General features: G+C 39.5%; 6 protein-coding genes. 2 read left to right on the forward strand and 4 right to left on the reverse strand.

Annotation, left to right across the window (positions count from 1 at the left end):
- Positions 1-68: 68 nt before the first annotated feature.
- From CUS89_RS07145 to CUS89_RS07160, 4 genes are all read right to left on the reverse strand, one after another.
- The gene (locus tag CUS89_RS07145) at positions 69-3,263 is read right to left on the reverse strand and encodes a DEAD/DEAH box helicase (RefSeq protein ID WP_104871596.1); all 3,195 of its coding nucleotides are present in this window, start codon (positions 3,261-3,263) and stop codon (positions 69-71) included.
- 18 nt (positions 3,264-3,281) lie between these two features.
- Complete coding sequence (locus tag CUS89_RS07150) at positions 3,282-6,413, reverse strand: AAA family ATPase (protein ID WP_104871597.1); 3,132 nt, start codon at positions 6,411-6,413, stop codon at positions 3,282-3,284.
- Between the two features lie 6 nt (positions 6,414-6,419).
- On the reverse strand, positions 6,420-7,538 hold the full coding sequence (locus CUS89_RS07155) for an exonuclease SbcCD subunit D (RefSeq protein WP_104871598.1): 1,119 nt from the start codon (positions 7,536-7,538) through the stop codon (positions 6,420-6,422).
- A gap of 163 nt (positions 7,539-7,701) precedes the next feature.
- Complete coding sequence (locus CUS89_RS07160; RefSeq protein ID WP_010734236.1) at positions 7,702-8,337, reverse strand: lysophospholipid acyltransferase family protein; 636 nt, start codon at positions 8,335-8,337, stop codon at positions 7,702-7,704.
- A 131-nt stretch (positions 8,338-8,468) separates the two neighbouring features.
- Here CUS89_RS07160 and CUS89_RS07165 point away from each other — a divergent pair, with 131 nt between their 5' ends.
- Together CUS89_RS07165 and CUS89_RS07170 are read left to right on the forward strand one after the other, a co-directional pair.
- Complete coding sequence (locus tag CUS89_RS07165; protein WP_086335185.1) at positions 8,469-9,203, forward strand: tRNA1(Val) (adenine(37)-N6)-methyltransferase; 735 nt, start codon at positions 8,469-8,471, stop codon at positions 9,201-9,203.
- Positions 9,193-9,480 (forward strand): GIY-YIG nuclease family protein, encoded by a 288-nt coding sequence (locus tag CUS89_RS07170; RefSeq protein WP_104871599.1) that lies wholly within the window; start codon positions 9,193-9,195, stop codon positions 9,478-9,480. The genes CUS89_RS07165 and CUS89_RS07170 overlap by 11 nt, the downstream gene beginning before the upstream one ends.
- Positions 9,481-9,514 lie beyond the last annotated feature (34 nt).

Consider the following 9,514-nt stretch of genomic DNA (forward strand, 5'->3'; position numbering starts at 1 on the left):
TACCTTTCTTGGCTTATTTATTGTTTCCTATACAAAGAATCAATTACTCAATAAATGATCTTTACGTTTTATTCGTCATTTTCACCTATGCTTAGGATCAAACGAATATCGTCTTCTGTTAATTTCGTCAATTGTTCTTCGTTTCCTTGAATTACTTTTTGGAACAATTCCCGTTTTTCTTGCTGTAAAGAATCCATTCGCTCTTCGATTGTTCCTTCAGCAATCATACGCCATACTTCAACGACATTTTTTTGTCCAATACGATGGGCTCTTCCAGCAGCTTGTTCTTCGATTGCTGGGTTCCACCATAAATCATAAAGGATGACAGTATCTGCGCCAGTTAGATTTAATCCAGTACCACCTGCTTTAAGTGAAATAAGAAAGACATCTTTTTCACCTGCATTGAAAGCATCAACCATTGTTAAACGATCTTGCGCCTTTGTACTTCCTCTTAAATAAAATGTACTTAGCCCTAATTCAGCTAATTCCTCTTGGAGGATCGTCAACATACCTGTAAATTGGGAGAACAACAAGACACGGCGGTTATTTTCTTTGGCAGCTAGTAATAAATCTTTTACTTGTTCTAACTTACCTGAGCCACCTTGGTAGTCTTCTACAAACAAACGAGGATCACAACAAATTTGACGTAAACGTGTCAGCCCGGCCAAGATGCCGATCCGATTCTTTTTGAACGACTCTGAATCCATAGCTGATACTTCTTCACGCATTTGTCTCAAATAAGCAAGATACACTGTTTTTTGTTCTTCCGTCAACGCAGAATAAAGATTCATCTCTGTTTTTTCCGGTAAATCTTTGAGAACTGTTTGCTTATCTCGTCTTAAAACAAAAGGTCGGATCATTTGCGCGATTTCATCGGTCGTCAATTCTCTAAAACGTGTACGATTTGGAAAGAACCCTGGCATGATCGTAGCAAATAATGACCATAGTTCTTCGAGACTATTTTCAATCGGTGTCCCACTTAAAGCAAATCGTTGCGGAATATGCAACTCTCGTAAAGCTTGTGCCGTCTTTGTGCTGCTGTTTTTCACCATTTGCGCTTCATCCAGAACTAAATAATTAATCGTTGATGATTGATATTCTGAAAGATCCTGACGTAAGCTCGCATAAGAAGTAACACGAATATCTACTTTTTCCGCTAATAAAGTTTCTCGCTCTTTCTTATTGCCATTGATTACTTGGACACTCAATGAGGGAGCAAATTTTTTCACTTCGGCTTGCCAGTTATAGATCAAACTCGCCGGTGCTACGATCAAGGCGTCCAGTGAACCTTTTTCTTCTTTCTCCGAAAGTAGAAAAGCAATGGTCTGTAACGTTTTCCCTAGACCCATTTCATCAGCTAAAATGCCACCAAATTGATAATGACCTAACATTTTCAACCATTGGAATCCTTGCTTCTGATAGTCTCTAAGCTCTGCTTGCAAATTCTTTGGTAAAGCGGCTTCGTAATTCGTAGGATCGATCAAGTCTTGAGTCATCTGTTGGAAAGAATCGCCAAAACTAGCATTACTTCCTGTAAATTGTTCTTTGATCATCAATCCTTGATTTTTTGGCACTTGGATAACGCCATCGTCTGAACGGATCGTATCTCTGAATTGTTGTAGGATTTTGCTTGTTTGTTGGAATTCTTCTGAATCAAACGATAACACTTGGCCACTTTCTAAGGTATAAAATGAATCGTTTCTTAACAAACTCTGCAGAACATTGTCGATTTCATGCTCGTTGATTCCTGTGACATCAAAGCGGATATCTAGCCATGAGCCTGTTTCTTCTACTTCGATCTGTGGTTGGTGTTTTTGTGCATCTAGATATAATTCCCGTAATTTTTTTCCTATACGGACTTCTCCAAATTGACGAAAAACAGCTAATTCTGTACGGAAAAACTGATACAATGCTTCGCCTTCAGGCAACGGACGTTCGTACCCCGTTTTATTTTTCCGGTAACGGTACATACGAAACAAATCAAGGACACGCTGTTCTTGCGCCGTATCTCTCAATATTTCGGTAGTTTGCTCAGCCAGCGTTTCATGTCGTTCGTCTGTGGAGAATACAACATCTCCATATACAAAATCGATCCTTGCTTGGATTTGCCCTTTCATTTTTTTAAAAACAAAGACAAACTCTACTGGAATATCTGCGACTTCTGCTGTCACTTCATCGTCGATAGCAACGGTTCCTATTTGATCTAAAAGCGGTAAAATTTCTTTAAATAAAGAAGACAATTCTTTTTTATGAAAGGCTACTTCCGGCTCTTCAAAACGTTTCATCAATTGTTTCCAAGTCAAATAGATCGTCTGTTGTTGCTTAGTCAAATGGAAGATAGTGCCTTGTCTGATCCCCCACTGATAGTGAGATAAGAACAAATCAAAGTCACTTACGGCAGCCAATTGATAGTGTGTTTCTCTCTTCTTGACTTGAAAACTTAGCGGTTTCGTATCGTCTGAAAATTGGATGCCATGATAAGTTTGATCATTGATCTGTAGTTTCAAACGTGTCGATTGATTCATACGCTCTAACAAAGATTTCGACTGATCGATTGGCAAAAGTAAGTAACGCTTGTCTAATTTCCCTTTTACCAAGACACCGCTTGCGCCTAATAATGTTTGCGTCTGTGCAATACCCGCGAATAGATCCATTAGTTGTTGATCTTCTTGTTGAAACACTCGGTGCTCTAAACGGAATTGATACTGTTTATTGACCGTATAGTTTTCCTCTTCTGTGTACGCCTGTAGAAATTCATAAATATTTTTTACGATGTATGTCTTCTTAGGTGTTTCTAGAAAGCCCACACGTAGATACACCGCCAAAATAGAAAGTTCTGGATGGTATTGATTGGTTTCGATCTGTTCGACATGATAATCGATCACTAAGGGTTGTACGGACTTAGTAGAAGTCTTCCCTTTTAATCGGGCAAAGCCTTTTGTCAATAGCTCTCCTTCACTGGTCTTTTTCGTTGGTTCGATCATTTTTTGATCTTTCTGCATGATACGAGAAAGTTGTTTCGATCGTAAATAAAGTTCTACTGCAACAGTGTGCTTGCAATAATGATGTTCTTCCCAGTATGGGCATTGACAGTAATCGATTTCTTTTGCTGTACCATCTAAATCAACTAAATACAGCTCACTACCTAAAACTTCTGCATGCCACACATTCTCTTCTGGATCTGGGACAACCGATAACACACGGTCTTCTTGCAAATATTGACGCCCTCTTGCAATGACTTTTTCCGGAATACTCCATTTCATTGTTATCAATCTCCCTTCTTAACCAAAATGGTAGCGTATCTCACTTTGTCCACTACCTTTTGTATCAATTCTTATTTGTTGCAAGACACGTTCTTTCAACTCACGTACATGGCTGATGATCCCGATCATCCTGCCTTCGCTTTCAACTGTTTCTAATGCTTCCATCGCCATTTCCAAGGCTTCTTCATCCAGTGAACCAAACCCTTCATCAATAAACAATGCTTCGATCGTGATCCCACCAGCTTGCGCTTGAATCACTTCTGCCAAAGCTAAAGCTAATGATAATGCAGCAATAAAGCTTTCGCCTCCAGATAAAGTATGCGATCCTCTGGTCGTTCCTGCTTCATCATCGTACACGTTGATTTCCAGACCAGTCTTTCCGCGGTAGCTACCGACTTCTTCATCTAATTCAAACTGATAGCGGCTTTTTGTCAATCGTATCAGATGTTCATTAGCGACTTGTAAGACTTCTTGTAAATAAACTTGCAAGACATAACGTTCAATGCTTGTCTTTTTAGGATTTTCGCCATTCATCGTCTGTGATAATTGTTGCAACTGGATCAACTCATCTAGTTGTTCCTGACTATTTTGATAGCATGTGGTAAATTCCATGATCACTTTTTGATTGTTTTGGTATTCTTGTTGCAAGTGATAGATCAATTGTTGCTGCTCTTCAATATTTTGTTTGATTTTTTCGATTCGTTCACTCAATGCTGTTAAATCTTGGGATTTTTCATCATAGGTGACATGCTCCAGTTGTTCCAAACGAGTGGAAAGAACCAACTGTTTCGTTTGATACTCCTTGACCGTTGTTTTTCTATTTTCATACGTGGCTGTTTCTTTTAACAACATTGCTATTTCTTCTTGTGAGGAAAAATCAGTGTGTTGCTCCAAGAAACTAGAGATTTTACGTTGTTCTTTTTCAACTTGAGTAGTTGTCTTTTCGATTTGCTCAGTCAATGTATCGACTTTAGTTGTCAAAATAGCTGATTCTTGTTGGAGTTTTTCACCTTGCGCCATTTGCTCTTCTAACTCTTGTTTCATCTTGATCAACTGTTCAACTAATTGATCAGCTTCTTTTGCTAAAGTATCAATGTCTTCTGTTCCTAATTGTTGACTTAATCCTGCTATCTCACCTTGGAGTCGTTGGATTTTTTCATTATGGAGCGTTTGTTGAGCTTTTAACTGTTCACTTTGTTCTTGGTTGCTTGCTAGTTCTTCCATGATCCTTACTTGGGCTTCTTCGGCTTTTTGGATTTCCTTTAAATGAACATTGAGGGTCTTCTCTATTTCCGCAAGCCCACGAACAATATCTTCTTGCGCGTCTATTTGGAAGATGGCTTTTAACTCTGTGTTCAAATAAATCGCTTGTTGATCCAACTGTTGACTCGTTTCCATTTGTTGTTGACCTAAACGAGCAAGCTGTTGGTTGATTTCTTCGATTTCTGCTTCTTTTCGACCAATCTCCTGATGCGTTTTTTCGATCGATTGTTCTACTTGGACCATTTTTTCTTCAAGCACAGCTAAGTTTTCTTGCACTGATTCACGATTATCCGGTGTCAACGGATGCTCCGTTGCCCCACAGACTGGACAAGGTTCACCAGGTATCAATAGGGTTTGTAAATAAGTAATTTGTTGCTTTGCCCAGTCACTTTTGCATTGCTTGAAATCTTGTGTTTGTTGTTCTAGCAAACGTTGTTTTTCTACCAATTGTTCTTTTGTTTGTTCAAAGTGTTGGTGGTTTTGTCCTAGTTCTTTGTCAAGTTGGTCAAGGCGTTGATGTTGTTCACAGTAACGTTCCCCTTCTAAACGTAAACGTTCATAAGCCAACTGTCTTTCTTGTAGTTCTCCTTTTGTCGCCAAGACGGTTTGACTCGTTTGTTGCTGTTCTTGAAGGGACAATTGCTGAGCGACCAGTTGTTGGATTTCTTGCTGTAAGCCACTAACTTTTTTTTCCATTACGGAAAGCTCCGATTGTTTTTCTCTAAAAGCATCAGCCACTGGGATCAATCGCTGCTTTTCTTGAAGTTCTTGACTCATTTCTGCTATTTTTTGTTCGAGATTTTTTCGTACGTCTGCCTGTTCTTGCCATTTCTGTAGATCACTTACCACCTTATTGAACGTTGTGGTTAGCTGCTGTTTGTCATTTTCTTGTGCCGCAAGTGATTCTTGGTATTCTTGGCTACGTTCAAGTGGGGTGCGCAGTTGCTGAGCGACTTCATAATGAGAAACCCATCTTTGGTGCTCCTCGATCACTTGCTGTTGCTCATTGAGCGCTTGTTGTTCTGCCAATAATTTTTGCTTTTCTTCATAAGCAGATTTTTGATTTTTCCCGTGATAGTAATCTGTCTCGCTGATTTTTTGTTCTTCTTTCAGTTGCTCTAATACTTCTTGTTCAGATGTGATCCTTGTTGAAACTTGATCTTGATACTCTTTCCACTCATTGATCACTGTTTCAAAGGATTGTAAACCAGCCGGTTGCTTCTCCTCATAGGAGCTAAATTGCCTTTGCAATAAGACTAATTCTTGCTCCAAATGATCCAGTTCTTTTTGCTTGTTCTTGGCTTTTTCTTTCAATTGTTCGGTGAAGCGTTGAAAGAATTGTGTACCAAACAAGTTACGTAAGACCGTTTCTTTTTCACTACTAGAGGAAATCAAGAAGTTCCGAAATTCTCCTTGTGGCAGTAAGACGATCTGTGAAAACTGTTTCGCATCTAAGTTCAGTAGTTCTTTGATTTCTTGGTCGACTTCACTACGTTTTGTTAATTGTCGAATTTCTTTTCCTTTTTCATCAAAGATCGTTAAACTTACTTTTGCCGCCTGTTTTCGCATGCCCTCACCCTTGCGTTTAGCTAACAGTTGTTCAGGCTTTCGTTCGATTTCATAACGCAGCTGTTGATGTTCAAACGAAAAAAGGACGCTCGTTTCGTCTTCTGGTGTCGCAAATAGCGACCGCATCTCTTTGCCAGTCCGCAGTCTTCCAGATGTTTCACCAAAAAGCGCATAGGTCATACCATCAAAAATCGTTGTTTTTCCAGCACCTGTTTTTCCTGTAATCAGAAACAAGGCGGCTTGGGTCAATTTTGAGAAATCAATCGTTTCATCGATAAATGGGCCAAAATTTTTCAATCGTAACGTCTGTGGTTTCATACTTGATCATTCCGTTTCTGTGAGTTCTTGCAACGTTTCTTCCAACCAGCTCATTTGTTGTTCTGTCATCGGTTCATCCACCATTTCAGTAAAGAACGTTTCCGCGAGTTTTTTTGGTTGCTTGATTTCAAGTGTCTGTCGTTTGCTTGTGGAACGATGCCGTCCATTGACACGTTCGACACCAAGTATTCGAGGATAGATTGCTCGTAGTTGATTCATCATGTTAGGGATAACTGCACGATCTTTTAAATAAATCTGCAAATAATTTTCTCGGTTGATCGTATGATAAAAACTTGGGTCTAATAATTCTTTAAAACTAGCAGTTACTTCAGCGATATCATACAAAGGTGTGATTTTTTGAAAATCCAAAACCAAGGTGTCGGTTAGATCAACGATCCAAACACCTTTTTTCTGGTTGATCTCTGAAAGTGAAAATTTAAGTGGCGAACCACTGTATCTAGCATTTTCTTGCTGCAAGGCTGCTTGATTATGGAGATGTCCTAATGCGACATAATCAAACGGCTCCAATAAACCACCTGGAATCGCATCTAGTCCGCCCACTTCGATTTTTGTTTCTGAATCTGACTTCTTACTACCTGTTACAAAAAAGTGGCTGACTAGCACCTGTTTTTTGTCAGGATCAAAAGCGAGTTGCATCTGCTCAACTACTTTTTCCATTGCTTGTTGGACCGTGCGGATCGTATCATCTTCAAAATAACTTCTAGCAGAGATCGGTTCAAAATAAGGCAATAAGAAAAATTGAGTATTGTGATATTCAATCGGTTGGAAAGCTTCAGCAAATCGGGTTTGTAAAAAGAATTTTGTTTGGCTGAACCATTCAGTTCCAGCAGATAATCGAACACTACTATCATGGTTTCCTGAGATAGCAAAAATCGGGAATTTTTCGTTCAAGTTCCAGTCGATCATCAAACGGTTGAACATCTCTACTGCTTCTACGGCTGGGATGCTTCGATCATAGAGATCACCTGCAATGACGATTGCATCCACTTTTTCCTTTTTCGCAATCGTTAGAATCTCAGATAGTACATGTTCTTGCTCTTTAAGTAAATCGTAGCCCTGCAATTTTTTTCCTATATGCCAATCTGCTGTATGTAAAAAACGCATCTCATCACCTCAAAAAAATATCCTTCTTACTATTATAACACTTCCATCAAGGACATGACAGCTAGAATCACTTGTAAAAAGGGAGTTTTATAACAAAAAAAGCGATAAAGAAGCGGTGTATTAGACCATCCGTTTCTTTTATCACTCATCGAATAAAGAACAATTATTCTGTTTCATTCTTTTTTATGATCTCATATTTAAAATCAGGATTTACTTCCTTGTCTAGTTTATCAAACGCGGCTTGTGTGCGTCGTTCGATTTCTGCCATTCCTTCCTTGTCAGTCTTTTTGATATCTGACAAGTCGATTGGTTCACCAAAGCGAACAATCACACGTTTTCGTTTGAATAAATCGCCTAACGTCAGCGGGCCTTGGTACACAGCTGGAACGATTTTTACTTTGGCCATTTTGGCAATCAATGCCATTCCGCCTTTCAACTCGGTCGCATGCCTCGTTCCACTAGGAAACATGATCAATCCTAGATCGGTTGATTTTAGAATCTTGACAGGTGTCTTGATCACACTTGGTCCAGGATTATCCCTTTTGACCGGAAAAGCATTCGAACGGGTTAAAATGAATCGTAAAACAGGGTTTTTGAACAATTCTTCTTTCGCCATAAAACTAAACGATTTAGGGGATGCAGCAACAGCGAGATACAACGGGTCCCACCAAGTGCGGTGCGGTGCAACAAGTATGTAATTCTCGTCTTTGGGTAAGACTTCTTTATTCTCATAGCGGGCATTGCCGTTGATAACAGCTAAGATCACTTTAACGAGCCCGCGCATAAATCGATAGAACATATTCTCTTCCTTTCTTTGCTTCTCGTTCCTATAGTATGCCTAAAAAAGACCGATTTGACAAGTTCTCTTGGTTCTTTTGAACAAAAATAGTATACTACATACGATTAGTTTTTTCATTTGGAGGGAATTAGATGCTTCACGAACATGAACGTATTGACCAATTATATGCAAAAGATATTAAGATTATCCAAAGTTCCCAAGTTTTTTCCTTTTCTTTAGATGCCGTGTTGCTTGCTCATTTTGCTCGTGCGCCAAAAACAGGACAAATCGTTGACCTTTGTTCGGGGAATGGTGCTGTCGGACTATTTTTAAGCAAACAAACACAGGCAAAGATCGATGCGATCGAACTACAGCCTCGCCTAGCCGACATGGCTCGACGGAGCATTTCCTTGAATCATTTAGAACAACAAATGACCGTGCATACGATTGACTTAAAAGAAAGTTTATCGGTTGTCAGACATAATTCTTGTGACTTAGTCGTCTGTAATCCACCTTACTTCAAAGGCTTACCTACAAACAAAAAAAATCCAAATGAGCATCTAGCAATTGCCCGACATGAGATCCATACAACGTTGGAAGAAGTGATCCAAATCTCAGGCAAGTTATTAAAAACAAATGGTCGCTTGGCTCTTGTGCACCGCCCAGAACGCTTCTTAGAGATTTTGACCCTTATGCAAACCTATCAGATTGCACCGAAACGTGTTCAGTTTGTTTATCCTAAAGTAGGCAAAGATGCAAATATTTTATTGGTCGAAGGGATCAAGCAAGGAAAATCCGATGGTTTCAAAGTTTCTCCACCTTTATTCACCTATGATACGCAAGGTGAGTATACCCCTGAACTCCGTGAGATGCTTTATGGAGACTAACCATTACTTTTATGTGTTGCACTGCCGAGATAATACGTTCTATGGAGGATATACCACCGATTTGGCTCGTCGTTTACAAGAACATAATAATGGCACAGGCGCTAAATACACACGTTTGCAAAAGAGACGTCCTGTAAAAATGATCCATGCAGAAGGATACGCTACAAGAAGTGAAGCCACGAAAGCCGAAGCCGCGTTCAAAAAACAAACACGCCGGCAAAAAGAAACCTATTTGAAGACACATCCTTCTCTTACTTTACCTGATCAAACGGAGTAAAAGGAATTGTAGAGAAAAAAAGTGCCTCAACGAA

The sequence above is a fragment of the Enterococcus mundtii genome (genome assembly GCF_002947535.1).
Taxonomy (GTDB): domain Bacteria; phylum Bacillota; class Bacilli; order Lactobacillales; family Enterococcaceae; genus Enterococcus_B; species Enterococcus_B mundtii_B.

Coding starts and splice junctions, on each gene's coding strand:
- CUS89_RS07150 (WP_104871597.1), bottom strand. CDS start 6,413: ATGAAACCACAGACGTTACGATTGAAAAATTTTGGCCCATTTATCGAT.
- CUS89_RS07165 (WP_086335185.1), top strand. CDS start 8,469: ATGCTTCACGAACATGAACGTATTGACCAATTATATGCAAAAGATATT.
- CUS89_RS07145 (WP_104871596.1), bottom strand. CDS start 3,263: ATGAAATGGAGTATTCCGGAAAAAGTCATTGCAAGAGGGCGTCAATAT.
- CUS89_RS07155 (WP_104871598.1), bottom strand. CDS start 7,538: ATGCGTTTTTTACATACAGCAGATTGGCATATAGGAAAAAAATTGCAG.
- CUS89_RS07170 (WP_104871599.1), top strand. CDS start 9,193: ATGGAGACTAACCATTACTTTTATGTGTTGCACTGCCGAGATAATACG.
- CUS89_RS07160 (WP_010734236.1), bottom strand. CDS start 8,337: ATGTTCTATCGATTTATGCGCGGGCTCGTTAAAGTGATCTTAGCTGTT.